The organism is Methanothermobacter crinale, assembly GCF_055397825.1.
In genome coordinates, this window is sequence record NZ_AP042450.1 from 526,240 (window position 1) to 552,560 (window position 26,321).

A 26,321-nucleotide genomic window follows, 5' to 3' on the forward strand; every position below is an offset into this window, starting at 1 on the left:
TCCCTTTTGGGTGCTGATAAATATGAGGCCTATTGACATGATGGTTGCGGATTTAAATGCAGAATATCTTGGGATTCCTAGGCTCTCATTAATGGAGAATGCTGGGAAGATGGTTGCCCAGGAAATAAATAGGCTAGTAGATAGTGGACGCGTAACAATCTTTGCAGGTACTGGGGGTAATGGGGGGGACGGTTTCGTGGCTGCACGTCACCTTCTAAACATAGGCTTTAAGGTGGAGGTTATATTGTTAGCTCACCCTTCAAGGATAAGATCAAAAGAGGCTAAAAAGAACTGGGAAGTCCTAGAAAAGATGGAAGTCTCCCCAGTACCTTTGGAACTTAAAATAATCAAGGATTCATCCCAACTTAAACCACTAAATACGGATGTGGTAGTTGATGCTATCCTAGGCACAGGAATAAAGGGGAGGCTAAGAGAGCCTATAAGATCAGCTATAAGACTCATAAACGGATCAGACGCGCTTAAAGTCGCGGTTGACATTCCGAGTGGTGTTGAACCAGAAACTGGGGAGGTGGTGGATGTTGCGGTTGAAGCAGATTATACAGTGACATTCCATAGGATGAAAGATGGTTTAAGAACGGCGGATCCCACCTTTACAGGGGAGATAATAGTATCTGATATAGGGATACCCCTCATGTGTGAAATATTCACAGGACCGGGGGATCTTCTAAGATTATCCAAAAGGAAAAGCTCAAGTCATAAAGGAGAAAATGGGAGAATACTGATAATAGGAGGAAGCGCTAAATATTCAGGAGCCCCTGCACTTGCAGGTTTAGCCGCCCTCAAATCCGGCGCAGATCTTGTGGCAATAGCATGTCCCGAACCCGCAACAGTCCCAATCAAGTCCTATTCACCAGACCTCATAGTTAAAGGATTCCCAGGAGACCACATCAACATCAAAATGCTGAAAGGGATGCTCAAAATGGCTGGAAGAGTTGATTGCGTCCTAATCGGCTGCGGGAGCGGTCTAAAACCTGAAACAGAGGACGCGTTCAACATACTTGTCCAAGAGATTATGAATATGGAAAAACCCATTGTCATAGATGCTGACGGATTAAAACTAATAAAAAAGGACACAATCAAAGATTACCCCAATATTATTTTAACACCACACGAGGGAGAATTCAGAGAATTTTTTTCACTGAAGTCTCCAATCGTCATCAAAGATTTTAAAGAAAAGGTCACAGCCTACCATTCAATATCAAATAACATAAGGGGCCTTGTATTATTAAAAGGACCAGTTGACATGATATTCCAAGGCGAAAAAGTGCGATTAAACACTACAGGAACACCTGGGATGACTGTGGGAGGTACCGGCGATTGTCTTGCAGGCATCACAGCATCATTATGGGCCCAAGGATTATCACCAATGGATGCAGCTGCACTTGCAGCTTTCATAAATGGTAGAGCAGGGGAGCTGGCCGAAGAAGAGTATGGTTATGGTTTCACGGCCTCTGAAATGATCGATTTCATCCCAAAGGCCATGTCTACCCCCTCCACAACTTCTGGTAAAAACTAGCCTGTAACCCATAATTTTTAACCATACCCTTCATTTCCCGCTGATCAAAGCTTTTATCCTCAAATGAGACAATCTTTTCACTATACAAGCTGTAAGGCGATTCCCTTCCAATGATTCTCATATTACCCTTATGTAACTTCACATTAACTGTTCCAGTGACGCGACGTTGCATATGGTCAATAGCCTTGTCAAGATCTTCCCTGAGGGGTTCATGCCATAAACCATTATATATAAGCTCGGAATAAACGCCACTTATCATGTCAGCAAATTTAAGCTCATTCCTAGTTAATGTTAGTTGTTCGAGGGCCTTGTGGGCTTCTATTAAGAGCAAGGCGGCTGGCGTCTCATAAACTTCACGACTTTTCATCCCAATAATACGATCCTCTATTATATCCACCCGGCCAATCCCATGTCTTCCTGCGATAACATTAGCCTCTTTTATAAGTTCGACAGGTTTTATTTTCTCCCCGTTAATCTCATAGGGGATCCCGTCTTTGAATCTTATCTGGATCGTCTCAGGATCATTTGGGGCTTCATTTGGCGGTCTTGTCCAACTAAAAGCGTCCTCTGGGGGTTCTCTCATAGGATCTTCTAGGATGTCACCTTCGATGGCCCTCCCCCATAAGTTCTCATCTATACTATACTGCTTCTTTGGGGGTAATGGTATTCCGCATGAGCTTGCATACTCTATTTCCTCAGATCTTGTAAGGTTAAGATCCCTTATAGGCGCTATAACATCACAGTCACTCATTGACCTTATAATAGTCTCGAATCTGAACTGGTCATTCCCTTTACCAGTGCAACCATGGGCTATTGCGGATGCTCCTTCTTTCTTGGCAACTTCAACTATCTTCGCTGCTATGAGGGGCCTTGCAAGGGCCGTGCTTAACGGGTAGCCTTCATATGATGCGTTGGCCTTTATGGCCCTAAAGATGTAATCCTCGGCGAATTCTTGCCTGGCATCTATCGTGTAATGTTTATAGTTGCCGAGTTCTTTGGAAACTTGGGCTGGTCTTCTGATTTCTTCACGTGGTTGTCCCACATCCACACATGCCGTGATAACTTCCATGTTATATTTTTCTTCGAGTAACTTGATACATACTGATGTGTCAAGGCCTCCACTAAATGCAAGGACAACTTTATTCATTAGATCACCCTAGAATTATTTTATAAGGTGAGTCTGTCATTAGTATGCTATTAATTTATTGGGCCTAACAAATTTATATTGAGGGTGGATGATGTTAGACCCCCTAGACGTTAAAATTATCTATAGGGGCTCGGGCGGCCATTTAGAAAAAAATGTTGTCATAGGCAATTATCTCAAGCTTAATCCATCCTTTAGAAGATTATTTGAGTATTCTAGGATGGGAACCCCCCTCGTGGCCTTGGGGGAGGGGAAGCCCAGTGTCATGATAACTGCGGGTGTTCATGGTAATGAGATTCCACCGCAGCTTGCAAGTCTTGAACTTATTAAATCTCTTGCTCCCTTAGATATTAAAGGAACAGTTTATATCATACCATTTGTAGCGCCATGGTCAACTATGAACAATACGCGCTGGTTTAAGGGTGTTGATCTTAACCGTTCTTCGCATGCTCCAGGTTCTGTGACAAATACAATATTCAAGGTTGCGGTTGATTTAAATGTGGATGCTCTTGGGGATTTCCATTCAACCGCTCCAAGGAGTAACCCTGGGAGAGAGAGCATTTTTTGTTCCAAGAAACCTTGTAAGAGAAGTTATCTGATAGCAAATTATATAAGTAGATTAGGCTCATCAGATGTTATAGTTTATGAGAATGCGGCTTCACATTATAAAGGGGCTCTTGAAGATGAATGTAATCTTGGTGGTGTGGGCGCGGTTACTTGTGAGGTCGTGTCAAAGAATGGTCTATTGGCCCCTGGAAGCCTTGAAAGGTCGCTTCTTCAAATGAGAGCTTTCCTCAAATATTTTAATGTGATCTAGTGGTTGTTATGTCCTCTTATAAAAGGCATGTAATATTTGCTCTAGTTTTCAGTTTACCATTTTTTTTCCAGAACATATTTGCCCTTGCACTTAGCGTTTTAGGTTCTTCAATTCCAGATTTTGATCATCCAATCAAGGGCAGAAGGGTTTCGCTCATATTCCTCATTGGATTTTTAACGTTGATAATTTTTTATTTGCTTGGCCTGCCATATATCATTGGGGTTCTTTTGATGGTTTTGGCGATGATATTCTATTTTTCAAGGCATAGAGGTTTTAGCCATTCAATACTTGGCATTTTCATCCTGTCAATTCTTTTAACAATCCTCGTTATAAGTTCTTATTTCTTTTTCAGGGCTTTTGGCGCTGATGAAAGGGAATCTCTCGCCCTAATATTGGTCTTTTCAGGGTTAATGTTCATTAATAGGAAAATTTTAATCCCATTCACGTTTTTAGGCGTTCTGGGCGTGTTGTTTACACCATTTCTTGGTTTGAACCTTTATAATACCATGGGTCCATTTTTGATGGGTTTTATAAGTCATGTGATTTTGGATTTATACACGCCCACTGGGGTTAAATTTCTGAGACCATTCTCAACCAGAACATTCAAAAAGGGCCTTGGAGGTTTCATGATAATAATATGGATCATAGGTGCTTCATATAGCATCCTACACATTCTTTCCTAACCAGGAAATAACAAAATGATATATTTTTTCTAATTGACTATAATAGTACCTAACACTGGCTCTGATGTGAGATTGCTTTCCATAATAAATGATAAGGGTGAATGTGGACTCTGAGGCCATGGTCACCATCCCAACATTGGATGGTGTCATCTGTGAAGGCGCCTTACCCTATACATCATCAATTAAAAAGTCACGATATGGGATAATTAAGAGCGTTATTGTAAAATCAGGGATTAAATCAAAGATTCTGGAATCAGATATTGTTGTGCTTAGCTGCGGGAATGGCATACCCCCAGATATTAAAAGGCTTTGGGTTTGCCAGCTGAGGACAACTTATGGGTTGACATCGTCCTCAAGCTTGGGGCTTCTTAGATGGGCTGAACAGCTTAATGAACTTCCTATGCTCTGGTATACCTAATGAAGGTTATATTCTCTTCCCCTTACTTTGATATTCTGTCCCTATTGGTTCCATAAACCATGGGAAAACATCCTTATAAAATGATGGTAAAGTTTGCAGATACAGAGGATGGAACAGCCTTTGCAAATTGTTGAAAAAATTAGGGAGAGGGTCATCTGTGTTTGGATGAAGCATTTGAGGATACTATGAAGATCATGGAATCCGCTGTGGGGGTTTCAGGCCCATATATTAATGGAATGTACAATGGGGGACATTTTGGAGGTTACTTTTCCACTTTAAGGCTAATGAAACCTTCATGGTTGCTTAAGGATTTTGTGGGTTGTTGATTTTTCATTAGCGTCTTGTTTAAATGGAATGTCTACGATATTCTCTGTGGCGGCCCTTGCATTTAGAGTATCAAAAGGGAAAAGATAGTCTGTTGATACAATCACCTTGATTGGTGGATTTACACTTTCTTTGATGATTTTTATTATAATTTTCCATGGGATACTGGGGAATATTTTCATGTTATCCATGATTTTTTAAACATCCTATAAGGATTGTGGAAAAAGTCTATAAATTTTCCAATAGATGATGGAGAGTGTGATATCAGTTATGTGGGTGATACGATGCATAGAATTTTTCAGATTATATATAGTGGAGTTCATAGGATGTTGGGGGGAAAATTCATCCCTTAAAAATTCTTTTGTTAGATGATATATAGAAAAATTTATATTATCATAAATAATCATGTTAATTATCGGATTAATTGGGAGTAAAGACAATGTCCATAGCAAGAATCGGTTATGGAATCGCCTACTTCATCATATTAATATACAACATCCTCAAATCAGCCCTAAACGTGGCTAAGATGGTCTTAACAGGGAACATAGAACCTATAGTAGTTGAAATTGAAACAATATTAGAGCGTCCAATATCACAGACCATACTCGCAAATAGCATAACCCTGACACCCGGAACACTCTCAATAGACCTCGACTCAGAAAAAAGACTATTAAAAGTTGCCACGATAATACCCAAAGAAAAAGAAGAAATAATACCATTCGAACCCTACATCAAAAAGATGCTCGAATAGGGGGAACCAAAATGGATCTACTGTTAATATCAGAGTATATCTTTCTCGCATCCCTCGCAATATTCATCATCGCAGCAGTCAGAATCGCCACAAGGAAAACAATAGCAATGGGCCTTGTAGGAATTTCAGCATTAAGTATTGCAGTGGCAACAATACTCATCCTCATAAATAAAATCCATGGTATAGGATTTTGCCGAGACATCGCCTATGCACTGGTACTACTCGGACCAGTAGGTACAATAGCATTTGCAAAGGTTCTGAAGGGGTGAATAGATTGGATCCTATCATAATAATAAGATCAGCCATTCTATTAATCTCGTCAATACTATTACTGATAAGTGCGATTGGGATTCTAAGATTTAAGGACGATATACCTAGGGTCTTATATGCGAGGATACACATCCTCGGCGTGGCCGATATCGCATGCATTATCGCACTTTTAACATTATATGAGCCGCTTCTCGCAGTCACATACTTCATATTAGCACCATTTGCAGCCCATGCAATCGCAAACGCATACTATTATGGGGAGGAGAACCATGATTGAATACTTGATAATGATCATAATAATATTGGGTGCTATACTGGCACTAGTCCAAAGAGACCTTCTAAAGGCGGCTATATTAACAGGTGTCCCAGGAGCGTCCATGGCATTCCTTTACCAGTTTTTACTAGCCCCTGATGTTGCCTTGACACAAGCGATCGTAGGATCGGCGATAATACCAGTATTCTTTGCACTCGCAGTCTATAAGACTAGGAGGATGGAGGAATGATACCAGTACAATTAGCATCATTCTTCACAGCAGCAGCGCTGATCCTAATCGGGATTATAGGCGTCTTTTTCATTGACAACCTCATAAAGAAGGTGATAGCCCTCTCATTTATAAGTGACGGTGTTAACCTTTTCCTGGTGACGCTAGGCTACAAGCCTGGTGGCATAGTATATATTTACATGCCTGGGATGTCAAGTTCATGGTTTGCACAGAACGCATCTTATCCCCTGCCATTTGCCCTTGTACTTACAAGTATAGTTATCGGTGCAAGCACCCTCGCAGTCATGTTAGCCATAATAATCATACTATATCATAGACATGGTAGCCTTTCATCAAAGATACTTGAAGACTAAAAAGATAGGAGAGGATTAACATATGAAATCCCTTATTGCCCTGATGGTGATACTGCCAATCTTGTGCGGTCTACTCTTGAATTTACTCCATAAAAAGGATAGAACGATCAAAATATTGGCTTTGACCGTTGCAATAATATTACCGATAATCCCATTGATTGCAAGTTATGGAGCCTACTATTTTGGGGGATACCCACCAATCGCAGAGAATCCTACCATAGCAGAGTATCTGCCAGCATATATTACTGGATCGTATTTGGTCAAATTCCACCCTGCAATAACATACATATTCAACAGCGCCCAGAGAATATTCATTTTTATACTGGGTATTGTAGCGTTCCTCGCGATCTTCACATCACTAAACGAGGTTAAAAAACCATCTGGGGTTTACTCTTTCCTAATGTTCATGGCCACAGCAGCTGTCACAGCTATTGTACTGGCAGACGACATATTCAACTTGTATGTCTTTTTTGAGATAGCTGCTATTTCACAAGCCGGTATCATACTCTCTTCCAATATCAAGGGAAGTTATAAAATGGCTTTAAGGTATCTTTTCCTTGGGGGTGTTGCGGCTCCAATGTTACTCTTGGGCGTGGCCCTGTTATTGGGTGCTATAGGGAATGTTAACATATCAGATATGATATTTGCCATGAGGAATGGGCTCATAGACCAGGGCAATCCAATATTTTTAACAGCAGCGGGTTTAATAATCTTTGGCTGGTTATATGGGTCAGGTTTGCCACCATTCCACACAATAAAGTCAGGATTGTACAGTAAAGCCCTTCCACATGCGGCTTCCCTCATCCAAGCGTTTTCAGTATTCACTCTTGTAGCCTTGGGCATTATTATACTTAGATTATTCTATTATATTCCTGTTGTGAGGTGGGCTATTATCATATTTTCTATTGCAGGCATGGCCCTTGGTATTAGCATGGCTATCATGCAAACAGACTTCAAACGTTTAATAGGTTTCCTTGCAGTTGGAGAATTAGGTTATATTGGGATAGGATTGGGATTGGGGACTACTATGAGCATAACAGCAGGTCTTTTCCAGGCTGTGAACGAGGCGTTGGTGACTGCTTGTCTTTTCCTGGGCTTTGGGACGATACTCTACCAGACAGGAATAAGTGAAATAGATAAACTGGGAGGTCTTTTAAAGTATAGACCTGGCGTTGCCGGGCTAATGATCTTAGCAGGTTTTATAATGGCAGGTATACCACCATTTAATGTTTTCCAGAGCAAATTGATGCTTATAGAATCTGCTATAAGCGCTGGTTTTCCCGAACTTGCCATTATAATGATATTGTTGAGTATAGTTACATTCATGACTTTTATGAAGGCATATTATTCAATTTATTTGAAACCAGAGCCAAGGGGGCTTGAAGTTAAAGCTGAGAGGATACCTTCTTCTACAATATTTTCCATGATAATCTTATTGGTGATCTGCACAATACTCGGTATCCTACCGCAACTTGCAACTTCACAATTTGGGAGCATAATCCATGGACTGCTATAATGTTGAGGGATAGATCATGACATTATATGATGCCATAATAGAGAAGGTAAGGGAGATAGAGAAAAAGACTAGGATGGAGGCGCGGGTAACGAATATATCCGTGTCAGCTGTTTTAACAGCTGAACTCACCATCGTATCCACCATATTACTAGTAATACTGATGATAAGGAAACTAGATGTTTACATAATGGTACTTTTCTTATTATTGGTGGGGTTCATGTTATTTTCAATGACTCCTATTGCGGTCATTCTACGCAGGGAGCAAACTGACTCCTTTTATAAAATGATATTTTATGTCATTTTAACTTTTGGAGTTTTAATAACATTACTCTACTGGGGGAATATAAATGTCTGAAGGGATCAGAAGTCTTATAGCAACATTTTCATTAGCTATTTTCGGAGTCACGCTCTTTAATACCATAATAGGCCTTCATAGGGTTCTTAATCCTGGTATAAGTTACATATATAATTATGTGGGTACAAGGATGGCCCCTAACATGGTTACAATTGTCGTATTCGACTGGAGAGGATATGATACCCTTGAAGAGGCTTTAATATTAGTTACAGCAGTTATTGTAACATTACTCATCTTTGGAAGGGGAAAAGTAGAACTTGGAGGGAAATAGAGCATGAGCACCATACTTAAAATATTCGCATTCCCAGCATCAATACTTATAATATGCCTTGGGATCTCAACAATACTAGGGGGCCATATAACCCCTGGGGGAGGATTCCAGGGTGGTGCGATCATAGCCGCAGGATTCATATTCTGTGCAATAGTCTATGGGTTTGAGAAGACACCTTTCAAATTCACGCACAGGTTCATGGCAGCATTAGAGAGTATAGGCGCCATAGGCTACATACTCTTGGGATTGGCCGGCATTCTATTTTCAGGTTACTTCCTCTACAATATAGGAGTGGACTTGTATAATCTCCTACCAGGCATGAGTAGTGTTTTCAATTACCCGGACGCAGTACATGCAGGTATAATACCATACTTGAACATATTAATAGGATTGAAGGTGTTGGTGGGTTTGAGCGCTGTTGTCATAACCTTCCTAGAATTTAAAGGAGAATAATGGGGGAAACAAATTGTTATATATTGGTCCAAGCCTCTTCGGCTTCCTGATAGGTTTCATCCTCGGAACAAGGATAAAAGAAGATGAAGAAGTGAGATTTCCCATATCATCTTATATTGTAATCCTTATAGCCGCGATTTTAATGGCATGGCAACTAGGCCCATTCCCGTACTACAAGGATTTACCATTGGCAAGTGGTTTCATAGCCGCCTTTATAGGCATAATAGCAGGGAGGATAATAAGAGGCTAAAATGGAGAGTAGTATCAATGTTCATAACAACAGCTAAATGTGAGGGGATAGGTGAATGTGTAAAAGCGTGCCCAACAGACGCCATAAGATTAATCGATGGAAAAGCATTCAGTTGCATCACCTGTGGCACTTGCGCCGAAGAATGTCCGAACAAGGCAATACAACAAAATAAGTATGGCGGATTCGTTGTTGACAGGGCAAAATGCAACCTATGTGGCATATGCGAATACGTATGCCCAGTTAACAGTATAAAAATAGAAGATGATATCGTGAAGGGTATCTGCGCCAGATGCGGTCTCTGTGAGGAAGCTTGTCCAGTTAATGCGCGCATAGATGCATTCGACCTTATAGAAGAACGCCAATTAAAATTCCTCGAGGCCCTGGATTTTGCCGTTAAAATACCCAAAAAACGAAAGCCCCTAAAGAAGGAGGTTGGAAGGACAAACGTGATAACAGACCTTGAAAAATGCATCAAATGTAAAAGGTGCCAATATTATTGTCCCACAGGAGCTATAATTGTAGATTTGGAAGGAGATGGTTTATGCAGTGAATGCAGGGTATGTGAAGATGTTTGTCCGGTTGGGGCTATAAAGGACACAACCATAGACCCTGAAAAGTGCACACTATGCCTCAAATGCATGGAAGAATGCCCAAACAATGCAATCTATACTGATGATTTCACCGTCCAAATAAGGAAACCAGAAAAAGAACTAGAAGGAATCATAGTTTCTTGTCTAAACTGTGGTTTATGTGCAAGTGTATGCGGAACCGGCGCCCTTAAAATGGTGGATGGTAAAATACGCTATGATCCATCATTATGTGAAGAATGCGAAGAAAAACCATGCTTAGATGTTTGCCCAGTAGGCACCCTCAGATCCGGGGCTCATGGAAGGCTGAAAGGATACTGTGTATCTTGTGGAAAATGTATAGAATCTTGTGACATTTATGAAGCACGCAGCTTCCAAAAAGTCAAATGGGATGGTACAGTCTCCGAGGATTGTATATCTTGCGGCACTTGTGCAGAGGTTTGTCCAAAAGATGCAATAACCCTCAAGAGGGGTTCCATCGAAGTAGATTTCGATAAATGCATATTATGCGAAAAATGTGGAATACATTGCCCAACAGATGCCATACCAAAAACCACAATGCGTAAAAAGACAATAAAGGATGGATTCACCCTAATAGATGACAGATTATGTATAAAGTGTGGTCTCTGCATTGAAACATGCCCAGAGGACGCTATAACGAAAACACCAGAGAATAGAATAGTCGTGGATGAAAACAAGTGCATTTACTGTGGAGCATGCAACAACATCTGCCCAGCCAAGGCCATACTATTCGAAAGAGAATTCAGCCTCTCCAAATAAAAGGAGGATAATATTATGAAAAACTTGTTAAGGATACTATTGGAAGGCGCCTACACTAACATCAAAAGAATATTCTTTGCCGCTGATAGAGTCACAGACATGGAACTCAGAAAGAAGATACTCACGGGAAAAGTTGAACCAACACCCAAAGTAGCCGAAATTCCATGTATTGGTTGTGGAGGATGCTCAAATGCCTGTCCCACCAAGGCAATCCAAATGAAGGATCTTGAAGAACCAATCGAGATAGCTGAAGGCCTTATCAAAAGGCAAATACCAGTCCTAGATTCTGAAAAATGCGTCTATTGTTATTATTGTCACGACTTCTGCCCATTATATGCTTTATTTGGAGAACCCGGGACAATACACCCAAATGATGTGGGCATTGTAGAATTTGATGTTAAAGAAGCCATCGAAAAACCCGTCAAAATACCCGATGAGAAACTGAAATTCATAACACAATTCTTATCAGATAAAAGCATCCTAGAACGTGAAAAAACTTCAAGAGAGTGAGTGGGGGATTGAATGGGAATCAAATCATATGCAAGGGCCAGAGCCATCCATGCAATGCTAGTATATACAGGTGGCTGCAATGGCTGCGACATAGAAATCGTGAATGCAGTGTTCTCCCCAAAATATGATGCAGAACAATATAAAATATTCCTAACATGGAATCCTAGGGAAGCAGATGTACTCATAGTAACAGGACCGGTGACCAAACAAAACAAAAAACCATTAAAGGAAATTTACAAGGCAATACCTGAACCAAAACTTGTCATAGCAGCTGGTGCATGCGCCCTCATGGGAGGCGTTTATAAAAACATCCACGGTGACATACCATCAGAAGAAATCGCTGGACCAGTTGAAGAAATAATACCAGTAGATGCCAAGATCCCAGGATGCGCAGTGAGACCAGAGGATGTGCTAGCCGGGGCCGTGTCCGCACTGCCAAAACTCCTAGAAGCCAAATAATCATGGGGGTGACAAAATTTGGATAAAAACGTTATAGAAACTGAGATCACAATGGGAACAGTCCATTCAGCAGCCATAGAACCATACCGTGTCAGACTCTTCGTGGAAGATGAAATAGTTAAAGACGCTGAGATAACAGTAGGCGTCAATCATAGGGGAGTTGAACGTATAATGGAAGGTCTCCCAGTAGAGAAGGCCAATAGTCTCACAGAGAAAATATGTGGGATATGTTCCGGTGTACACTTGTGGAATTCAGTTTTAGTCGCGGAAAAAGGATTGGAAGTTGAAATACCTGAAAGAGCCAGTTATATAAGGATAATAGTAGCTGAACTTGAAAGGATACATAGCCACCTCCTATACTTAGCCCATGGTAACGAGGTCCTAGGACATGAAACATTCTCCATGAGATTATTCTATATAAGGGAGACTGTAATGGAACTTCTAAGGATTATAGGAGGCAACAGAGTCCAATATGGTGTCCCTATCATCGGGGGGATTAGACCAAGGGCAGAATTAGATGAGATGAAAGTCCAGAAAATAAGAGAGGGCATAGATTACATAAGAGGAAAAGTGAAAGAGTTCGCAGATCGTTTCACATCAGACCCCATGATAATGTCACGCATAACTGGTGTGTGTCCTCTCAACAGAAAGGACGCCCTTAGACTAGCGGTAACAGGGCCAACATTAAGAGCTACTGGGGTGGAATTTGACACGCGCAAGGAAATGGAATGCTATGACCCATTCGAATTTGATGTTATCACACAAGATGATGGTGATGTGAAGTCTAATCTCCTCGTCAGGGTCTTCGAAATCTTTGAATCCGTGAAGATAATAAAACAGGCCCTAAAAAACCTCCCAGAGGGGGCTGTCGTGGATAGGAGCTGGGAAATGCAAGACACTGATATAACAAAAAGTTATGTTGAGGCTCCAAGGGGCACATTATACCATTCTTACGCCCTCGAGGATGGTAGGGTTAGAAATGTTGTGATTAGAACGCCTTCAATAGCTAATATAGGTGCCATGCAATATGCGCTTATAGGCCATCACATAACAGACGCTCAACTTGGGATAGTGCAATGCGATCCTTGCTTCACTTGCACAGATCGTGCAATAGAAATAATCAAGAGAAGGTGATCATAATGTATTCTATTCTAGGCGTCATTGGGACAATCATTATCGGATTCATAGTTAGCTTGTGGCTCCCCGGCCTTGAAAGAAAACTGATACATGCACGGGTTCAGCAGAGAATAGGCCCACCTATCTCTAGTCCAGGTATAATGGCCCCCTTGAAGTTCTTTTTTAAGCAGACCATAATGCCATATTCACCATTGCCAAGATTATACAATTCATTACCACTTATCGGATTATTATCTGTGCTTTTTATATTCCTTTTCACAGTCCCTGAAACTTATCAGCTGGGGGCTTTTGCAAGTATAGTTGCAATTGTGGGTTTCTTGAAAATAGAAGAGGTCATATATGTTTTCATGGGCTCCCTTTCAAAGTCTGTCATGTCCCTTAGGATGCCATTCCCAGACCTCGCCAAGGGTGCTAAGCACCCTAATGTGCAGAGAAGCTTCCTAGAGGATATAAGTGCCATGAGAGCATTCAGATTAATAGCATTCGGGTCGTTCCCATTATATATCGCATTATTCGTCCCAGCGGTTATCAGTGGGAGCATATCACTAGGGGATATAGTAGCTTATCAGCAGGTTCATGGTCCAATACTTTTTTCAGCAGCTGGTGTAATTGGGGCTATAGTATTCTTTATAGGATACATGATACTCCTTAATGAGTATCCATTTGTCATTTTAAAGGCGAAGGCAGATGTCATTGAGGGACCATACATGGAGTATGCTGCCAAGTGGCGTGCACTAGTTTATATAATGAGGGGTTTTCTCATGTTCACACTTGCCACGCTATTTTCAGTATTGTTTTTGGGCGTGCCACCAAGCATATTCACTTGGGGCATACTTGTTAATATCCTCGTGGCCGTGTTGTTCCCAATGCTAATGGCTTCTTTCAGCGCCTTTGCTCCAATCTTCACATTTAAACAATTTTATCCTGTGACATTCGGGGCGACAATACTCGGTGTTGTGGCGCTCTTGGCAGCATTCATATAAGGGGGGTTGAGTATAGATGAAGATGGTTATAAGACCTCATCATATTATAAGCCTTGGAGGATACATAGTAGAATGGGATTTCCCATACAGGAATCTCATAGTTGTGAATCCGACTGATGAACACATAAAAATAGAGGTTCCAGTCTTTGATGAGGATTGGATTGAAGAACACAGAAAACTTGGACTTAGGATAACTCCAGTAGAGTATGGGGATAATTACCTCAGCCTATGGAAGAGGGAGAAATCCAAATTAGAATAGGATATTATGGTTGTAACTGCTATTAGTATAAAAACTGTTGAAAGGCCGGGAGTTCTCAGTGAGATAACTGAGATGATAGCCCAGAAGGGTATAAATATAAGCTATGCCTACCTTTACGTGGAAGAGGATAGATTAGGATCCATCTACATGGAATTAGAAGATGTGGGGGATTTAGAGGGGCTTATCAAGGATTTGAAATCCTTTGAAAGCGTATTGGATGTTGATGTTCACAGGCCACTTGAAGATATCTATGGAAAGCGTATAATAATCATTGGGGGCGGGGCGCAAGTTTCACAGGTTGCCATGGGCGCTATAAGTGAAGCTGACAGGCACAATATAAGAGGTGAGAGGATAAGCGTCGACACAATACCACTCGTTGGTGAAAAGGAACTTGCTGAGGCTGTTTTGGCTGTTGGGAGGCTTCCGAGGGTTGGTGCTTTGGTATTGGCCGGTTCTCTTATGGGTGGTGAAATAAGCGAGGCTGTGGAAAAAATTAAAAAAGAGCAGGATATTATTGTTATAAGCCTTAACATGCCTGGTAGTGTCACAGAAAAGGCGGATCTTGTAGTTACTGATCCTATACAGGCGGGTGTTATGGCTGTTATGGCCGTGGCAGATACCGCTATATTCGATATAAAAAAGGTTAGGGGTAGACGGTTTTAGTTCATTTCTATGGCTCTTATAAGTTTACTGGCTTTATTCTTGATCTCAGGGTCTTTTATATCTCTACTTTATTTTAAGGGCGAATTCCAGCACTGGGATGTTTGATGGTTTTATCTTTTCGGCCATTTCAAGGTAGCTTTTCTTCTTTTTCTTCCATTTTAACCTTCTTTTTATCCATCAACTCTGGGAGTACCTTGTATGTGTTTATGATATTTGGATCGTCTATATTCTCACATTTTTTTTAGAAGTTCTTTTTTCATATAAATCGCCATATATTCTTATCTTTTTCCCTATAAAAAAATTATAGGTTATCTGGGCAGATATTATTGTAATTACATTTTTTACATTTTCTTGGGTTTGGTTTTGTTGATGGCGTATCTCCACTGAGCACCCCTTTTATTTCTTCTAGTATGCTGAGCAGATTTTCTCTGAGCGTGTAATCGATGGTAACTGGTCTTCTTTCACCTACAATCATATAATCTACGAAGCCTAAAAGAACTTCACTGTTAAATTCTTTTTCTATTAGTAGGGCATATGCGGCTATTTCAAGGGCGTCGGAATCCCAAACACCCCTAAATGGGGGAAGACCCACTTTAATTTTAACTGGATGATATTTTCCTTTGATGATCTCGATTCTATGAATATTCCCAGAAAGTTCTAGGTCGTCGTCATGGATCCTATAATCATTTAGACTAGGGATTGTTATGAATTCTATGATATCCCCGCCGTTTTTTCCTGTTACATCCATTAGCCTTTTGATTTTAACTGATTCTATCTTAGCCTCCATTTCAAGTAAGTTTTTGATTTCACTTGTAACCGGTAATCTTCCAATCTCTTTTCTCAGGAGGTCTTCTATTTCACTGACTCCCATCTCTTTATTGATCAATGGTAACAAATCCCTCACAAAATCCCTGAAATTGTTATAAGCTTCCCTAAAGAGCCTATTTCTTTGTATATTCTCCAGGTCAGTTTCTCCCATAAAATAGACTTTAAAAGGGCAGAAAAGATATTCTGATATGAAAGAAACCTGTATAGTCATAAAAAACACCACAAAAAATATTATAATATTACTATAATATAGAGTTATCTATCCTGAATACGACCATTTCAATTGTAATAGTGGATGGAAGTTTCACCCCCCCATATAAGTTCCTTAACCTTTGTCGAAAACATGCAAAGCTTCTCCTCCATTTAAGAGTTCCAAGACAAAAAAAACTATATTCGGAGATTTTTCAATTTTATATATTCATTGAAAGCTTCCCTTGTAGTTCCAACAACCACCCTATAACCGTTCTTCACACCAGTATATTTCTCTAATTTACCCTCAGCTATTATAAACTCACCCTCCCTAGCCTGGCCAGCATAGGTATGTGTAAAGGATACAACTTCATCTATATCCACCATTGGACCCTCTAAAATGCGAACATCCTCAACTTTATAAGTGGCTGGGTTATCGAATGCTGCCATAGCATCATAGACCCTAGCCTCAATTTTTATCCTACCCATAGGCTCATATATTGTATCGGCCCATGAGCCCTTTATTTCATCCCAGTTACGAGTCGCGAGAATATCGAATAATGTGCCACTTACAAGCCCTCTATTATTCTTACGTTCTTCATACCAGCAAAATTCCTTGAAACTCAGACTATCATCCTTGATGCGTTTTTTATAAACCTTTAACCAATAATCTTCGCTCAAACTCTTAAATGGTCCTTGATCTTTAAGTTGGGCGAATGTTTCAAGGGCCTTCCTATGATTTTCAAGGCCATAGATGACAAAGTCGATATCTGAATTTTCGGGATCATGTAATGATGGTAGAATAGAACCAGAAACTCCCATGTCATCATATGATATTGATGCTTCTTCATGGAACGCGTCAGCTATTATCAGAACCTTCTCTAACAGATCATCTGAGGGTCCCCCTTCTATTATTTCTTTTAATCGTCTTGTTGGTGTTAGAATCTCTTCTATAAGTTCATGAGGGACTGCTAATATGATTTTCCCAAGATTCTCAGCCTCATATAAGTAGGCCGGATAATTCTCTTTGAGGAACCTGTAGGCCCCCTCTGAATCCACCTTAGAATATCTTCTCCCATCCCTTGACCTTTCACCCTCTGGATCAGGTATGTACCTTAAAAATGCGATTATACGATCCTCGGGGTGTAAATATGAAGTAGTTGCGAAGAAAAGATCATCCACAGTATATATAAAATCCCTTGGCCTTGACCTCATAGGATAAAATAAATGTGAAGACTAATAAATAGTTTACCAAAAGAAAAGAGAAAATGTGCTTTTATCATGATAGTCAAGAGGATAAGACCATCCCAGGACTTGAAAGAGGAACTTTTAAAGATAAAGGATAAAAGTGGCATAATAGTATCAGGTATTGGAAGTCTGGAAAAGGCCACTTTAAGGTTGGCAGATGAAAAAATAGTGAAAGTTAAAGGTCCACTTGAGATAATCTCCATACAAGGTACAATCACAGTAAATGGCATACATGTACACATTGCAGTGGCCAACAAACACGGGAAGATGATGGGGGGACACCTAAAGAGAGGATGCAAAGTCCACACAACCGTAGAAATCGCAATTTTACCATATAATGGGACGCTAAAAAGGTTAAAAGACAAAGAGACCGGTTTTATGGAATTGGACGTGGGAGGGTTTTGATGATACATGAACACCTCAAGGATAGAATATTATATGATGGCACCCAGATAAGACCAAATTGGGCCCTTAATGAACTCAACATTAAAGGTCCAAGTATAATAACTTGGATCGGCCCCATGAACATAAAAGATATCATGGATTATGAGGACACGGGCCTCGAGATAAAGGCTGATAAGATGGCCCATTTTATAGTGGAACATTTTGATGAACAACCAGCAAATCTGAGATTAGCATACCATCGCCAGAGAATGCTTGTAATGATACTACAGGAAGAATTATGGAAACAAGGCATACCCACAAAGAGAGAAGGTGATGACCTCTACATAGGCCATGGTAAACTTACCGTATCGGTAGCCACAGCATCACTTTCAAGTATGAAAATACACCTTGGAATGAACATAACAAGCAAGGGAACCCCAGCGGATGTTGAAACAATAGGAATACTAGATTATAAGGATCTGGGAGAAGATAACATAATAGGGATTGTGAGTGATGTGGCCAAAAAGTACATCCAAGACATCAGTTTAATAGAAGAGGATATCACAAAGACCAGGGTGATAAATGTTGAAGATAATCATTGAAGGAATCCATGCTAATTTGAGATTTTCAGCAGCACATATGATACCCGAGCACGAATCTTGCGGAGTAATTCATGGACATTCTTATATAGTTGATGTGGAAGTGGAAGGCGAGCCAACAGGAAAACATGGGTTCATAGTCGATTTCAAAGATGTTAAGGGTATAATGCGAAAAATCTGCAAGAAGCTAGACCACCGACTACTAGTGCCATTAAAGAGTCCATTAATGGACATCCAGGTGGGTGAGGACAAGGTAGAATTTCAAGTCTCTGGGAAGGAATATAAAATCCCAAGGGAGGACTGCTGCCTATTACCCATACAATCCACTTCCGCGGAGGGACTTGCAGAATATTTCGCCAAAGAACTTTATGGAGAGCTGAGAGAATATAATAAGATGATAAGGAATGTTAAAGTTTGTGTGAATGAGGGAATAGGACAAGGTGCTATTTTCACCTACCCAGGAGTGTAGAGGATATGAGGGCCCCTATAATGGAAGTTTTCTCCAGCATACAAGGTGAGGGGCTCCTAGTCGGTTGCAGGCAAATATTCGTACGATTTGCAGGTTGTAACCTCAACTGCAGATACTGTGACACTCCTGAGAGCAGAAACCCCCAGATAGGGGAACCTACCAGTATACAAGATCTTAAATCTAGGATAAAGGAACTTGAGACCCCTGATCTTCATTCAATCAGTCTGACAGGGGGCGAACCTTTACTCTACGCCGATTTTATAAAAAATCTTTTGCATGAAATGGATTATAAGTCGCTGTTGGAAACTAACGGGTCCCTACCAAGTGAGATTAAAAAAATAGCCCATCTAATAGATTATGCATCTGTTGATATAAAATTGCCAGAGCATGTTGGCACCTGGGAAATTATAAAAAAAGAGATTAAGTCAATAAACATATTAATAAAAAGAGGTGTAAATACATATCTCAAGGTGGTGGTTTTGCCAACCACACTCCCATCCCATGTTGGGAGAATAGCCCATAAACTCCAAAATGAGATTTCAGAACCTTATAGGACGCCTATAGTGATCCAACCAAGTAGTCCATTAGATTATTGGATTGGGAGCGCTCCTCAGCTGTTAAAGATCTCGGAGGAAGTAGGGAGGCACTTTAAGGTACGGTTAATACCCCAGGTTCACAAGATTTTAAATCTAAGATAGGAGGTTTAGGTGATGGATGTTGAAACAAAGATGACAGTCCATGATGCCATGACAACAAACGTGGTAACTGTAGATCCAAGTATCAGCGTCGCTGAAGCAGCATATATCATGACAAAGGAAAGGGTGGGGAGCTTAATCGTGAAGAGCAATGCAGAACCAGAAGGGTTAATAACAGAAAGTGATATAATCCGGAAGGTTGTCTCCAAGGATTTGAGGGCGAGCGAGGTTACCATAGGAGAAATCATGACCAAAAACCTTATCACTATAGAACCTGAAAGGGAATTGAACGAAGCCGCCAGATTAATGGCTAGAAACAATATAAGAAGACTACCAGTGGTAAAGGACGGCTCATTAGTAGGTATATTAACATCCACAGACGTGATGGCTGTTTCACCTGAACTCACTGAAATATTAGTTGAAAGCGCACGTTTTGAGGAGAATACAACAGCATATGCTGAAGAAGAAAGACCCTTACCAGGTATCTGTGAGATTTGCGGGACTTTCGCAGAATATCTTGAAGAATATGATGGTAAGTATGTGTGTGAGGAGTGTAAGGAGGAATTAGAGGGTGAATGATTTGAAAGTGGAAGACTTAATGACTCCTAATCCAGTGGCGGTCCCAGTTGACATGGCAATTACACGTGTGAGATCCATACTCCGCGAGGAGGATTTTAGATGCGTTCCTGTTGTAAACGGAGAGCATCTTGAAGGATTAATCACAAGAGGTGATGTACTCCATATTTCAGCCACAAAATCCAATATTGAAGCAGGGGGGATGATGGAGAAGCCGGATGTCCTACTCCTCCCAGAAATGGACGTATACAAGGCAGCCGACCTCCTAATAAAGGCTAAGGAGATACAAGCCCCTGTAGTGGAATCCACTGATAATATGAAACTAGTAGGGATATTAAGTGTCTATGATATATTGGCAGGTTTTATTGAAAGGAAGATCCCGCCAAAAAAGGAAAAAGTGGGTGAAGTTTTAACAGAAAGGGTTGTAGTATGCGATATAAAGGATCCACTCTCCAAAGTTTGGAATAAGATGGATGAATCAGGTTATTCAGGATTGCCTGTAATGAAAGAGGGTAAATTAATTGGTATAATAACGAGAAAAGATCTTATAAGGTATGGTCATGCCCGTATCGTGAAGGAATCAGGGGATGTTAAGGCCATGCCAGTGGAGAAGATAATGCAAACCCCACCTATAGTGGCTACAAAGGAGATGCCAATTGATGAAGCGGCAACGATAATGGTAACAAGGGATGTGGGGAGACTCCCAGTAGTCAAAGATCCAATATATGTTAAAAGCGACCCTCAAAGGGCTAAAGAGGGTAAACTTGTTGGTATAGTTTCAAGAGAGGATATATTGAAGGCTTATATTTATTCTTAAAGGTGTGGTGATGTCACCCCTAGAGTTTAGGGTTTCTATCGTATCTAACCAATTTTTTAATAAAATTTTCACGATTATTAATAAGCACTGTGAGGTGTGTTAATGAGGAAAAAAGACACCATAAACATAGTAAAATCATTGGACCGCGGTCCGGTGGAATTTGAGAGCAGAAAATTTGAACATGAAGGCGATGTTATGACCATCGCCCAAAAAGAAGTGGTTTCAATACCACCCACCATAAATATTAAGGAAGCCGCTGAGATAATGGTTAAAAACAGGTTCAGAAGGCTTCCAATAACAGACCCAGGCACAAGAAAACTCTTAGGGATAATAACATCAATGGATATCCTCGATTTTCTAGGGGGAGGAGACAAATCCAATATCCTCGAAGAAAAATATGATGATAACTTCCTCGCAGCCATAAACGAACCTATAAGGAAAATAATGACACGTAAAGTTAAATATATAACCCCGAAAGATTCCATAACAGATGCGGTTAAAAAAATGCTCAAATATAATATCGGGGCATTACCAGTTGTCAACCATGAAAAAAAATTAGTAGGGATAGTCTCGGAGAGAGACTTCGTATTCTTAATGGCAGGAGTCCTAAATGATGAGATAGTAGCAGATCACATGACAGAAAATCTCATAACAACGACTCCAGGCACGCCAATCGAAGGAGCCTCCAAGATAATGGTAAGAAACCAATTCAGAAGATTGCCAATAGTCGGAGAAGAGAGGAAGACACCCCACCCAGAAAAGGAAAAACTTGTAGGGATCGTAACATCCACTGACATACTAGAATTCCTAGGATCCAACAGGGTATTCGACACCATAAAAACAAATAGTGCAGAAGAAGCCCTCAACACCCCGGTAAATGAAATAATGGAGAAGAAGGTGGTCACAATAAACTCAACAAGTACACTAGGACAATTATACAAGATAATGGCCGAAAACGATATCGGGGGAGTGCCGGTAGTCGACTACGAGGAACTTCTAGGTATAATAACTGAAAGCGACCTACTAAGAGCCATAGCTCTTTAACTCATTTTTTGATAGGTGGGAGAAGATGAAAGTCGAGGACGTGATGACCGCAACAGTAACGGTAATGCCAGACACCCAACAGGTTTCCTATGCCAGGAACTTAATGCTAAAACATGGGATAAGCCACATAGTCGTGGTGGACAGCGAGAGAAAACCAGTTGGGATAGTAACAGAAAAGGATATAACTCGCAAATTGAGGGTGGCTGGGCCAACATGGCGTAGAAGACCAATAGACAAGATATCCATAAAGAGAGTGATGAGTAAAGACATTATAAGTGTACCGGCCGCCGCAGATATAAGAGAGGCTGTGGACATCATGCTAAGGAATAATATAAGCTCCCTACCTGTGGTAGAGGATGGGAAACTTGTTGGTATAATAACAAAAACAGACCTTCTCAGAGTTTATACTGAAAAATGTAAGGGCAGATGGAGAGTCTCTGATCTCATGACAAAGAATGTTATCACGGTCACAGAGAATCATACGATAGCCCATGTAATAAGTTTAATGGAAGAAAATAGGATAGGGAGAATCGTTGTAATTAAAGACAAAGAGCCGGTGGGGATCATAACATCAGAGAACATATCATTCGCCCAACTTGAAGACCCAAAGACCGGGGTGCCTCTCGAGAAGATCTATTTCATAGGGAGAGCATCAAAAGAGAAAAAGAAGGTCAGGATGGTTTCTATGTTAACAGCAGGAGACATCATGACAAAAGATCTTATAAAACTAGAAGAGGATGCCGATGCCGCTGAAGCCGCTAACATAATGTTAAAGGAGAAAATTAGCGGAATCCCCATAGTAGACGGAAAAAATCAACTCAAGGGTATAATAACAAAAACAGACATCATAAAAGGCATACAATAATCATAGGGGGATTATATGAAGATAAAATATCTCATGAATCAGAACGTCACCTGTATTGATAAAGATCAAAACATTTGTGATGCTTTACGGGTAATGAAAAAGAATAATATCTCACGCCTCGTGGTCATAAACACCAACAATGAGCATATAAAAGAGGTTGTTGGGATAATAACTGAAAAGGATATAGCCAAAAAACTTGGATCTTCAAGATATGGGAACTTGGCACCATCACACTTCCATGTATCAACTGTTATGAGCCCAAATCTTATAACAGCAGATATCAACATGGACGTGAGCACGGCAGCCGATATAATGCTAGAAAATCGTATAGGAAGCCTACCAGTCATAGATGATGATAGATTAGTCGGGATACTCACCAAGACAGACATACTAGAAATGTGCAAAGGCAAACCCTATGAAAAATGGCTAGTGGAAGACGTGATGAGTTCAGAGCTCATAACCATAGAACCAACAGAGAGGATGATACATGCCAGGAGACTAATGATAGATGCGGACATAGGAAGACTACCAGTCATTGAAGATGGAGAACTCGTAGGGATCATCACATCAAAGGATATAGCACGTTCAATGATAGCCTTCAGGAAAGTAGTCCCTGACAAATACAAGAGTGCAAGGATAAGAAACCTACTCGTAGAAGATCTCATGACACAAAACGTTAAAACAGTGAAAGCAACAGATAACATATCAAAAACAGCATCAAAGATGATAGAAACAGGATACGGTGGTTTCCCAGTATTAGATGATGAGGGGACACTCACAGGTATAATAACCAAAAGCGACATATTAGATCTTATAATTGAAATGGAGGGGGGTTAACTAATAATTTTACCCACCATAAAATGTCCTAAATGCGGATCAGACCTTGAGGTGGACTGGAGAAGGAACAACTCCCTCAAAAATTTCTTTTTCACTTGCGAAAGATGCGATTTCAAAGGGAGACTATACGCCGAAAACTTCCTAGAAAAGAAGATGGCAAAAGCCCTGGGAATAAGCCATGAAAGATTAGAAAGGGCCATTAGAAGGCGTGGGGTTAAATTTTACAAGTCAATAAAACCTGTTTTATTATTCAAAAAGGATCTCATGCACATAGAATCTGGCACAGCAGTCTATATCACAGACGATAAACTAGAAATTATAAGGGGCTTCCCCAAGATCCGAAGAACCCTAATATTATCCCCAACCATAGAAAAACACTTCAAGGACAAGGTAGTGGTCGAAGAAAAAATGAACGGCTACAACGTAAGAATAGCATCAGTCGACTCGAAGATAGTAGCCCTTACAAGGGGCGGATACCTATGTCCCTTCACCACACAGAAAGTCCAGGAATTCATGGACTTAGACAAGTTCTTCAAAGACAACCCCAACCTTGTAATCTGTGGAGAGATGCTAGGCACAGCCAACCCATACGTCTCACACTATTATCCAGAGATAGGGGAACTAGGATTCAGAATATTTGATGTCAGGGAGAAAACCACGAACAGACCATTACCTATTAAAGAGAAGAGAGAATTACTTAAAGATTATGATCTTCCAATGGTCCGTCTGCTGGGCACTTTCCCAGTGGAGAAGGCCGCGGAGAAGATAAAAGAGATCGTGAAAAAACTGGGGGAGGAAGGCAGAGAAGGTGTTGTAATAAAAGACCCTGAGATGGAGTTACCACCCATAAAATATACAGCATCCCAAGCCCATGCAAATGAAATAAAATATGCTTTCAATTATCCATTCGATTTCGGGAGGGCGTTCTTCTTCAGTAGAGTGATAAGGGAAGGGTTCCAAGCATATGAAATGAAAGAATCCGAGGATGAACTGCGTGAAAGAGCCCACAGACTCGGCGAAGCCATAATCTACCCTATGGTAAAAACGATAAAGGAGATAGCTGAGGGTGGGATAGCGCATGAGGACACCACCATTAGCGTGTCAAATAGGAAAGAGGCCATGAAATTCATAAAACATCTCCATGCGTTAGGTGTATCAGCAACCATCATAGAATATAGGGATGGTGAAGCTGTTATAAGACGTTTCCACCAAGCAACTACTGATAGGACAAAAAATTTCCTAGAAGGTGGCCTATACTAGAGGTGTTTCATCTTGGATGTTATCGGATACCTTGGACCAGAGGGGACCTTTACAGAAGAAGCAGCCCACAGATTATCAAAGAAGCTAATACCATTTGATTCCATTATAGATGTTTTAGATGCTGTGAAGGATGGGAAGGTGGATAAGGGTGTTGTACCTATCGAAAATTCGATTGAAGGTCCTGTAGGCGTTACATTGGATCTTTTAGCCCATGAATACGATCTTTGCATAGAGAGGGAGATAATATTAAAGGTCGATCATTATCTGCTCGCTAATAGGGGGGTCAAATTAAGGGAACTTACAGATGTTTATTCACACCCTCAATCACTCGCCCAATGCCACAAATTCATAGAGAAAATGAATCTTAAGACACATTCAACATCCAGTACCGCGGCAGCTGCGAAGATCATAAAAGGTAAAAGGAGATCTTGCGCCATAGGCACCCTAAGGGCGGCCAGATTATATGATTTGGAGATTTTAGCTGAGGCTATCCAGGATTACAGTCATAATATGACACGTTTCCTTGCTATAGCCTTACATGACCATGAATTCACAGGTTTTGATAAGACCTCGATATTGTTCACACTTGCAGAAGATAGACCAGGGGGCTTATATGAGATCCTGGGATTATTTGCGGAGGCTGATGTAAACTTGACCAAGATAGAATCTAGACCTTCAAAGATGGGTCTTGGAAGATACATATTTTTCATAGATTTTGAGGGTCATAGAAAAGAGAAGAATATAAGTATAATATTAGAGGAGATTAGAGATAGGACACCATTCATGAAGATCTTAGGTTCATATCCAATGGATGAGTGGTATAAGAAAGAGGATAAATAGTTATTTAAACATGGGAAGATAAAATATTAAGGGAGATGAAGATGATCAAAAAGGGAAGAGAACTCCTCCGTCGTCTAAAGGATTTGGAAAAGGATCGGCAGGAGGGCAGAATATCCGAGAGCAAGTATAGGATGCTGAAAAGAGAGTACCAGAGGGAGCTGGAGGCCATAGAAGTCGCTGAGAGGATAAAGAGGATGCAAGGCCGTTCCACTTCCGAGAAACCTTTAGATCATTGGATTGAAAAGGCCAAAGAAGAGGAGGAAACCCGTGAAAAAGAGGAGCTTGTTAAAAAATATGTTAAAAAACCAGCCACTGTGGAGAAAAAACCACAAGCACCATTCAAGGTGCTTGGATTAATATTATTGGCATTAGCATTCTTTATAGGTAGCGGTTTTGGCCTTTACTTGTTAAATTTAAGCCAAGACCAGACAGGTAATGTTCTTGTTAATGAGAGTGCCTTCCCGACATTCACAACCAACAATACCAGTACAACTACCAATTACGTGCCCGAGACAACTTCCCATTATAATACCACAAGATATTATGAGCCGACAACACCAACCACGCCAACAACACCGACCACGCCAACAACACCATCAGAGCCAGCGACAAATACTTCAGGGTAAAATTAGGTTTAGAAGGGGGGA

Annotated in this window: 37 protein-coding genes; 33 read left to right on the forward strand and 4 right to left on the reverse strand. The window is 40.7% G+C overall.

Features of this window, described 5'->3' with window-relative positions; genetic code table 11:
- The first annotated feature begins 22 nt into the window (after positions 1 to 22).
- Positions 23 to 1,537, forward strand: coding sequence for an NAD(P)H-hydrate dehydratase (locus ACZ5XX_RS03175; protein ID WP_464585542.1), 1,515 nt, complete (start codon positions 23 to 25; stop codon positions 1,535 to 1,537).
- Here the strand turns inward: ACZ5XX_RS03175 and ACZ5XX_RS03180 are convergent.
- Positions 1,506 to 2,684: an argininosuccinate synthase gene (locus tag ACZ5XX_RS03180; RefSeq protein ID WP_464585544.1), complete on the reverse strand. Its 1,179-nt coding sequence runs from the start codon at positions 2,682 to 2,684 to the stop codon at positions 1,506 to 1,508. The two genes, ACZ5XX_RS03175 and ACZ5XX_RS03180, sit on opposite strands and share 32 nt — an antisense overlap.
- A 91-nt stretch (positions 2,685 to 2,775) precedes the next feature.
- Between ACZ5XX_RS03180 and ACZ5XX_RS03185 the strand changes: the two genes are divergently transcribed.
- The 3 genes from ACZ5XX_RS03185 (at position 2,776) to ACZ5XX_RS03195 (ending at position 4,599) form a co-directional block, all read left to right on the forward strand.
- Positions 2,776 to 3,498: a succinylglutamate desuccinylase/aspartoacylase family protein gene (locus ACZ5XX_RS03185; RefSeq protein ID WP_464585546.1), complete on the forward strand. Its 723-nt coding sequence runs from the start codon at positions 2,776 to 2,778 to the stop codon at positions 3,496 to 3,498.
- Positions 3,499 to 3,506: 8 nt separating this feature from the next.
- Positions 3,507 to 4,181 (forward strand): metal-dependent hydrolase, encoded by a 675-nt coding sequence (locus ACZ5XX_RS03190; protein ID WP_464586183.1) that lies wholly within the window; start codon positions 3,507 to 3,509, stop codon positions 4,179 to 4,181.
- Between the two features lie 103 nt (positions 4,182 to 4,284).
- Positions 4,285 to 4,599, forward strand: coding sequence for a hypothetical protein (locus ACZ5XX_RS03195; protein WP_464585548.1), 315 nt, complete (start codon positions 4,285 to 4,287; stop codon positions 4,597 to 4,599).
- A gap of 293 nt (positions 4,600 to 4,892) precedes the next feature.
- Here the strand turns inward: ACZ5XX_RS03195 and ACZ5XX_RS03200 are convergent, their stop codons facing one another.
- Positions 4,893 to 5,114: a hypothetical protein gene (locus ACZ5XX_RS03200; RefSeq protein ID WP_464585550.1), complete on the reverse strand. Its 222-nt coding sequence runs from the start codon at positions 5,112 to 5,114 to the stop codon at positions 4,893 to 4,895.
- A gap of 248 nt (positions 5,115 to 5,362) precedes the next feature.
- Between ACZ5XX_RS03200 and ACZ5XX_RS03205 the strand changes: the two genes are divergently transcribed.
- Genes ACZ5XX_RS03205 through ACZ5XX_RS03285 form a run of 17 tightly spaced genes read left to right on the forward strand, consistent with a single transcriptional unit; the run spans position 5,363 to position 15,023 of the window.
- Positions 5,363 to 5,674 carry a Na+/H+ antiporter subunit E gene (locus ACZ5XX_RS03205; protein ID WP_464585552.1) on the forward strand — a complete coding sequence of 104 codons (312 nt, stop codon included), beginning with the start codon at positions 5,363 to 5,365 and terminating at the stop codon, positions 5,672 to 5,674.
- Positions 5,675 to 5,685: 11 nt separating this feature from the next.
- The gene (locus ACZ5XX_RS03210; RefSeq protein WP_464585554.1) at positions 5,686 to 5,943 is read left to right on the forward strand and encodes a monovalent cation/H+ antiporter complex subunit F; all 258 of its coding nucleotides are present in this window, start codon (positions 5,686 to 5,688) and stop codon (positions 5,941 to 5,943) included.
- Between the two features lie 5 nt (positions 5,944 to 5,948).
- Positions 5,949 to 6,221, forward strand: coding sequence for a monovalent cation/H(+) antiporter subunit G (locus ACZ5XX_RS03215; RefSeq protein WP_464585556.1), 273 nt, complete (start codon positions 5,949 to 5,951; stop codon positions 6,219 to 6,221).
- Entirely contained in the window at positions 6,214 to 6,447 is a 234-nt protein-coding gene (locus ACZ5XX_RS03220) for a DUF4040 domain-containing protein (protein WP_464585558.1), read from the forward strand. Before ACZ5XX_RS03215 ends, ACZ5XX_RS03220 begins: the two co-directional genes overlap by 8 nt.
- On the forward strand, positions 6,444 to 6,800 hold the full coding sequence (locus ACZ5XX_RS03225) for a cation:proton antiporter subunit C (RefSeq protein ID WP_464585560.1): 357 nt from the start codon (positions 6,444 to 6,446) through the stop codon (positions 6,798 to 6,800). The genes ACZ5XX_RS03220 and ACZ5XX_RS03225 overlap by 4 nt, the downstream gene beginning before the upstream one ends.
- A 22-nt stretch (positions 6,801 to 6,822) precedes the next feature.
- Complete coding sequence (ehbF, locus tag ACZ5XX_RS03230; RefSeq protein WP_464585562.1) at positions 6,823 to 8,316, forward strand: energy conserving hydrogenase EhbF; 1,494 nt, start codon at positions 6,823 to 6,825, stop codon at positions 8,314 to 8,316.
- A gap of 16 nt (positions 8,317 to 8,332) precedes the next feature.
- Positions 8,333 to 8,671: an energy-converting hydrogenase B subunit G, EhbG gene (locus ACZ5XX_RS03235; RefSeq protein ID WP_464585564.1), complete on the forward strand. Its 339-nt coding sequence runs from the start codon at positions 8,333 to 8,335 to the stop codon at positions 8,669 to 8,671.
- Positions 8,664 to 8,942, forward strand: coding sequence for an EhbH (locus ACZ5XX_RS03240; RefSeq protein WP_464585565.1), 279 nt, complete (start codon positions 8,664 to 8,666; stop codon positions 8,940 to 8,942). The genes ACZ5XX_RS03235 and ACZ5XX_RS03240 overlap by 8 nt, the downstream gene beginning before the upstream one ends.
- Before the next feature lie 3 nt (positions 8,943 to 8,945).
- Positions 8,946 to 9,395: an MnhB domain-containing protein gene (locus ACZ5XX_RS03245; protein ID WP_464585568.1), complete on the forward strand. Its 450-nt coding sequence runs from the start codon at positions 8,946 to 8,948 to the stop codon at positions 9,393 to 9,395.
- A 13-nt stretch (positions 9,396 to 9,408) separates the two neighbouring features.
- Entirely contained in the window at positions 9,409 to 9,645 is a 237-nt protein-coding gene (locus ACZ5XX_RS03250) for an energy-converting hydrogenase B subunit J (protein ID WP_464585570.1), read from the forward strand.
- Positions 9,646 to 9,662: 17 nt separating this feature from the next.
- On the forward strand, positions 9,663 to 11,012 hold the full coding sequence (locus ACZ5XX_RS03255; protein WP_464585572.1) for a 4Fe-4S binding protein: 1,350 nt from the start codon (positions 9,663 to 9,665) through the stop codon (positions 11,010 to 11,012).
- 15 nt (positions 11,013 to 11,027) lie between these two features.
- Positions 11,028 to 11,522 (forward strand): 4Fe-4S binding protein, encoded by a 495-nt coding sequence (locus ACZ5XX_RS03260; protein WP_464585574.1) that lies wholly within the window; start codon positions 11,028 to 11,030, stop codon positions 11,520 to 11,522.
- A gap of 12 nt (positions 11,523 to 11,534) precedes the next feature.
- On the forward strand, positions 11,535 to 11,981 hold the full coding sequence (locus tag ACZ5XX_RS03265) for an NADH-quinone oxidoreductase subunit B family protein (protein ID WP_464585576.1): 447 nt from the start codon (positions 11,535 to 11,537) through the stop codon (positions 11,979 to 11,981).
- 51 nt (positions 11,982 to 12,032) lie between these two features.
- Positions 12,033 to 13,115: a hydrogenase large subunit gene (locus tag ACZ5XX_RS03270; RefSeq protein WP_464586185.1), complete on the forward strand. Its 1,083-nt coding sequence runs from the start codon at positions 12,033 to 12,035 to the stop codon at positions 13,113 to 13,115.
- A 5-nt stretch (positions 13,116 to 13,120) separates the two neighbouring features.
- On the forward strand, positions 13,121 to 14,101 hold the full coding sequence (locus ACZ5XX_RS03275; RefSeq protein WP_464585578.1) for a respiratory chain complex I subunit 1 family protein: 981 nt from the start codon (positions 13,121 to 13,123) through the stop codon (positions 14,099 to 14,101).
- A gap of 16 nt (positions 14,102 to 14,117) precedes the next feature.
- Positions 14,118 to 14,360 carry an energy-converting hydrogenase B subunit P gene (locus tag ACZ5XX_RS03280; protein WP_464585580.1) on the forward strand — a complete coding sequence of 81 codons (243 nt, stop codon included), beginning with the start codon at positions 14,118 to 14,120 and terminating at the stop codon, positions 14,358 to 14,360.
- A 6-nt stretch (positions 14,361 to 14,366) separates the two neighbouring features.
- Entirely contained in the window at positions 14,367 to 15,023 is a 657-nt protein-coding gene (locus tag ACZ5XX_RS03285) for a DUF5612 domain-containing protein (protein WP_464585582.1), read from the forward strand.
- Positions 15,024 to 15,324: 301 nt separating this feature from the next.
- Here ACZ5XX_RS03285 and ACZ5XX_RS03290 read toward each other — a convergent pair whose 3' ends face one another.
- Together ACZ5XX_RS03290 and ACZ5XX_RS03295 are read right to left on the reverse strand one after the other, a co-directional pair.
- Complete coding sequence (locus ACZ5XX_RS03290; RefSeq protein ID WP_464585584.1) at positions 15,325 to 15,918, reverse strand: CRISPR-associated protein Cas4; 594 nt, start codon at positions 15,916 to 15,918, stop codon at positions 15,325 to 15,327.
- Between the two features lie 320 nt (positions 15,919 to 16,238).
- Positions 16,239 to 17,255: a DNA polymerase subunit beta gene (locus tag ACZ5XX_RS03295; RefSeq protein WP_464585586.1), complete on the reverse strand. Its 1,017-nt coding sequence runs from the start codon at positions 17,253 to 17,255 to the stop codon at positions 16,239 to 16,241.
- A gap of 66 nt (positions 17,256 to 17,321) precedes the next feature.
- On the opposite strand from ACZ5XX_RS03295, the gene ACZ5XX_RS03300 reads away from it, so the two are divergent.
- From ACZ5XX_RS03300 to ACZ5XX_RS03355, 12 genes are all read left to right on the forward strand, one after another.
- Positions 17,322 to 17,693 (forward strand): PPC domain-containing DNA-binding protein, encoded by a 372-nt coding sequence (locus tag ACZ5XX_RS03300; protein ID WP_464585588.1) that lies wholly within the window; start codon positions 17,322 to 17,324, stop codon positions 17,691 to 17,693.
- The gene (locus ACZ5XX_RS03305) at positions 17,693 to 18,274 is read left to right on the forward strand and encodes a DUF366 family protein (protein WP_464585590.1); all 582 of its coding nucleotides are present in this window, start codon (positions 17,693 to 17,695) and stop codon (positions 18,272 to 18,274) included. Before ACZ5XX_RS03300 ends, ACZ5XX_RS03305 begins: the two co-directional genes overlap by 1 nt.
- On the forward strand, positions 18,258 to 18,740 hold the full coding sequence (locus tag ACZ5XX_RS03310; RefSeq protein ID WP_464585593.1) for a 6-carboxytetrahydropterin synthase: 483 nt from the start codon (positions 18,258 to 18,260) through the stop codon (positions 18,738 to 18,740). Before ACZ5XX_RS03305 ends, ACZ5XX_RS03310 begins: the two co-directional genes overlap by 17 nt.
- A 5-nt stretch (positions 18,741 to 18,745) precedes the next feature.
- On the forward strand, positions 18,746 to 19,438 hold the full coding sequence (locus tag ACZ5XX_RS03315) for a 7-carboxy-7-deazaguanine synthase QueE (RefSeq protein WP_464585595.1): 693 nt from the start codon (positions 18,746 to 18,748) through the stop codon (positions 19,436 to 19,438).
- Positions 19,439 to 19,450: 12 nt separating this feature from the next.
- Entirely contained in the window at positions 19,451 to 20,014 is a 564-nt protein-coding gene (locus ACZ5XX_RS03320) for a CBS domain-containing protein (protein WP_464585597.1), read from the forward strand.
- 7 nt (positions 20,015 to 20,021) lie between these two features.
- Positions 20,022 to 20,828 (forward strand): CBS domain-containing protein, encoded by an 807-nt coding sequence (locus tag ACZ5XX_RS03325; protein ID WP_464586187.1) that lies wholly within the window; start codon positions 20,022 to 20,024, stop codon positions 20,826 to 20,828.
- A 102-nt stretch (positions 20,829 to 20,930) separates the two neighbouring features.
- Positions 20,931 to 21,872 carry a CBS domain-containing protein gene (locus ACZ5XX_RS03330; protein ID WP_464585600.1) on the forward strand — a complete coding sequence of 314 codons (942 nt, stop codon included), beginning with the start codon at positions 20,931 to 20,933 and terminating at the stop codon, positions 21,870 to 21,872.
- 25 nt (positions 21,873 to 21,897) lie between these two features.
- On the forward strand, positions 21,898 to 22,737 hold the full coding sequence (locus ACZ5XX_RS03335) for a CBS domain-containing protein (RefSeq protein WP_464585602.1): 840 nt from the start codon (positions 21,898 to 21,900) through the stop codon (positions 22,735 to 22,737).
- Positions 22,738 to 22,752: 15 nt separating this feature from the next.
- Positions 22,753 to 23,574 (forward strand): CBS domain-containing protein, encoded by an 822-nt coding sequence (locus ACZ5XX_RS03340; protein ID WP_464585604.1) that lies wholly within the window; start codon positions 22,753 to 22,755, stop codon positions 23,572 to 23,574.
- Positions 23,575 to 23,625: 51 nt separating this feature from the next.
- Positions 23,626 to 24,834 carry an RNA ligase gene (locus ACZ5XX_RS03345; protein WP_464585606.1) on the forward strand — a complete coding sequence of 403 codons (1,209 nt, stop codon included), beginning with the start codon at positions 23,626 to 23,628 and terminating at the stop codon, positions 24,832 to 24,834.
- Between the two features lie 9 nt (positions 24,835 to 24,843).
- A complete protein-coding gene (gene pheA, locus ACZ5XX_RS03350; protein ID WP_464586189.1) occupies positions 24,844 to 25,674 on the forward strand; it encodes a prephenate dehydratase in 831 nt (276 codons plus the stop codon).
- A gap of 35 nt (positions 25,675 to 25,709) precedes the next feature.
- Complete coding sequence (locus ACZ5XX_RS03355) at positions 25,710 to 26,300, forward strand: hypothetical protein (RefSeq protein ID WP_464585608.1); 591 nt, start codon at positions 25,710 to 25,712, stop codon at positions 26,298 to 26,300.
- The last annotated feature ends 21 nt before the right edge of the window (positions 26,301 to 26,321 follow it).

Coding starts and splice junctions, on each gene's coding strand:
- ACZ5XX_RS03330 (WP_464585600.1), top strand. CDS start 20,931: ATGAGGAAAAAAGACACCATAAACATAGTAAAATCATTGGACCGCGGT.
- ACZ5XX_RS03270 (WP_464586185.1), top strand. CDS start 12,033: ATGGGAACAGTCCATTCAGCAGCCATAGAACCATACCGTGTCAGACTC.
- ACZ5XX_RS03265 (WP_464585576.1), top strand. CDS start 11,535: ATGGGAATCAAATCATATGCAAGGGCCAGAGCCATCCATGCAATGCTA.
- ACZ5XX_RS03300 (WP_464585588.1), top strand. CDS start 17,322: ATGATAGTCAAGAGGATAAGACCATCCCAGGACTTGAAAGAGGAACTT.
- ACZ5XX_RS03255 (WP_464585572.1), top strand. CDS start 9,663: ATGTTCATAACAACAGCTAAATGTGAGGGGATAGGTGAATGTGTAAAA.
- ACZ5XX_RS03280 (WP_464585580.1), top strand. CDS start 14,118: ATGAAGATGGTTATAAGACCTCATCATATTATAAGCCTTGGAGGATAC.
- ACZ5XX_RS03305 (WP_464585590.1), top strand. CDS start 17,693: ATGATACATGAACACCTCAAGGATAGAATATTATATGATGGCACCCAG.
- ACZ5XX_RS03320 (WP_464585597.1), top strand. CDS start 19,451: ATGGATGTTGAAACAAAGATGACAGTCCATGATGCCATGACAACAAAC.
- ACZ5XX_RS03235 (WP_464585564.1), top strand. CDS start 8,333: ATGACATTATATGATGCCATAATAGAGAAGGTAAGGGAGATAGAGAAA.
- ACZ5XX_RS03210 (WP_464585554.1), top strand. CDS start 5,686: ATGGATCTACTGTTAATATCAGAGTATATCTTTCTCGCATCCCTCGCA.
- ACZ5XX_RS03190 (WP_464586183.1), top strand. CDS start 3,507: ATGTCCTCTTATAAAAGGCATGTAATATTTGCTCTAGTTTTCAGTTTA.
- ACZ5XX_RS03185 (WP_464585546.1), top strand. CDS start 2,776: ATGTTAGACCCCCTAGACGTTAAAATTATCTATAGGGGCTCGGGCGGC.
- ACZ5XX_RS03175 (WP_464585542.1), top strand. CDS start 23: ATGAGGCCTATTGACATGATGGTTGCGGATTTAAATGCAGAATATCTT.
- ACZ5XX_RS03240 (WP_464585565.1), top strand. CDS start 8,664: ATGTCTGAAGGGATCAGAAGTCTTATAGCAACATTTTCATTAGCTATT.
- ehbF (WP_464585562.1), top strand. CDS start 6,823: ATGAAATCCCTTATTGCCCTGATGGTGATACTGCCAATCTTGTGCGGT.
- ACZ5XX_RS03225 (WP_464585560.1), top strand. CDS start 6,444: ATGATACCAGTACAATTAGCATCATTCTTCACAGCAGCAGCGCTGATC.
- ACZ5XX_RS03285 (WP_464585582.1), top strand. CDS start 14,367: ATGGTTGTAACTGCTATTAGTATAAAAACTGTTGAAAGGCCGGGAGTT.
- ACZ5XX_RS03245 (WP_464585568.1), top strand. CDS start 8,946: ATGAGCACCATACTTAAAATATTCGCATTCCCAGCATCAATACTTATA.
- ACZ5XX_RS03275 (WP_464585578.1), top strand. CDS start 13,121: ATGTATTCTATTCTAGGCGTCATTGGGACAATCATTATCGGATTCATA.
- ACZ5XX_RS03335 (WP_464585602.1), top strand. CDS start 21,898: ATGAAAGTCGAGGACGTGATGACCGCAACAGTAACGGTAATGCCAGAC.
- ACZ5XX_RS03340 (WP_464585604.1), top strand. CDS start 22,753: ATGAAGATAAAATATCTCATGAATCAGAACGTCACCTGTATTGATAAA.
- ACZ5XX_RS03295 (WP_464585586.1), bottom strand. CDS start 17,255: ATGAGGTCAAGGCCAAGGGATTTTATATATACTGTGGATGATCTTTTC.
- ACZ5XX_RS03260 (WP_464585574.1), top strand. CDS start 11,028: ATGAAAAACTTGTTAAGGATACTATTGGAAGGCGCCTACACTAACATC.
- ACZ5XX_RS03205 (WP_464585552.1), top strand. CDS start 5,363: ATGTCCATAGCAAGAATCGGTTATGGAATCGCCTACTTCATCATATTA.
- ACZ5XX_RS03180 (WP_464585544.1), bottom strand. CDS start 2,684: ATGAATAAAGTTGTCCTTGCATTTAGTGGAGGCCTTGACACATCAGTA.
- ACZ5XX_RS03315 (WP_464585595.1), top strand. CDS start 18,746: ATGAGGGCCCCTATAATGGAAGTTTTCTCCAGCATACAAGGTGAGGGG.
- ACZ5XX_RS03355 (WP_464585608.1), top strand. CDS start 25,710: ATGAAGATGATCAAAAAGGGAAGAGAACTCCTCCGTCGTCTAAAGGAT.
- ACZ5XX_RS03220 (WP_464585558.1), top strand. CDS start 6,214: ATGATTGAATACTTGATAATGATCATAATAATATTGGGTGCTATACTG.
- ACZ5XX_RS03200 (WP_464585550.1), bottom strand. CDS start 5,114: ATGGATAACATGAAAATATTCCCCAGTATCCCATGGAAAATTATAATA.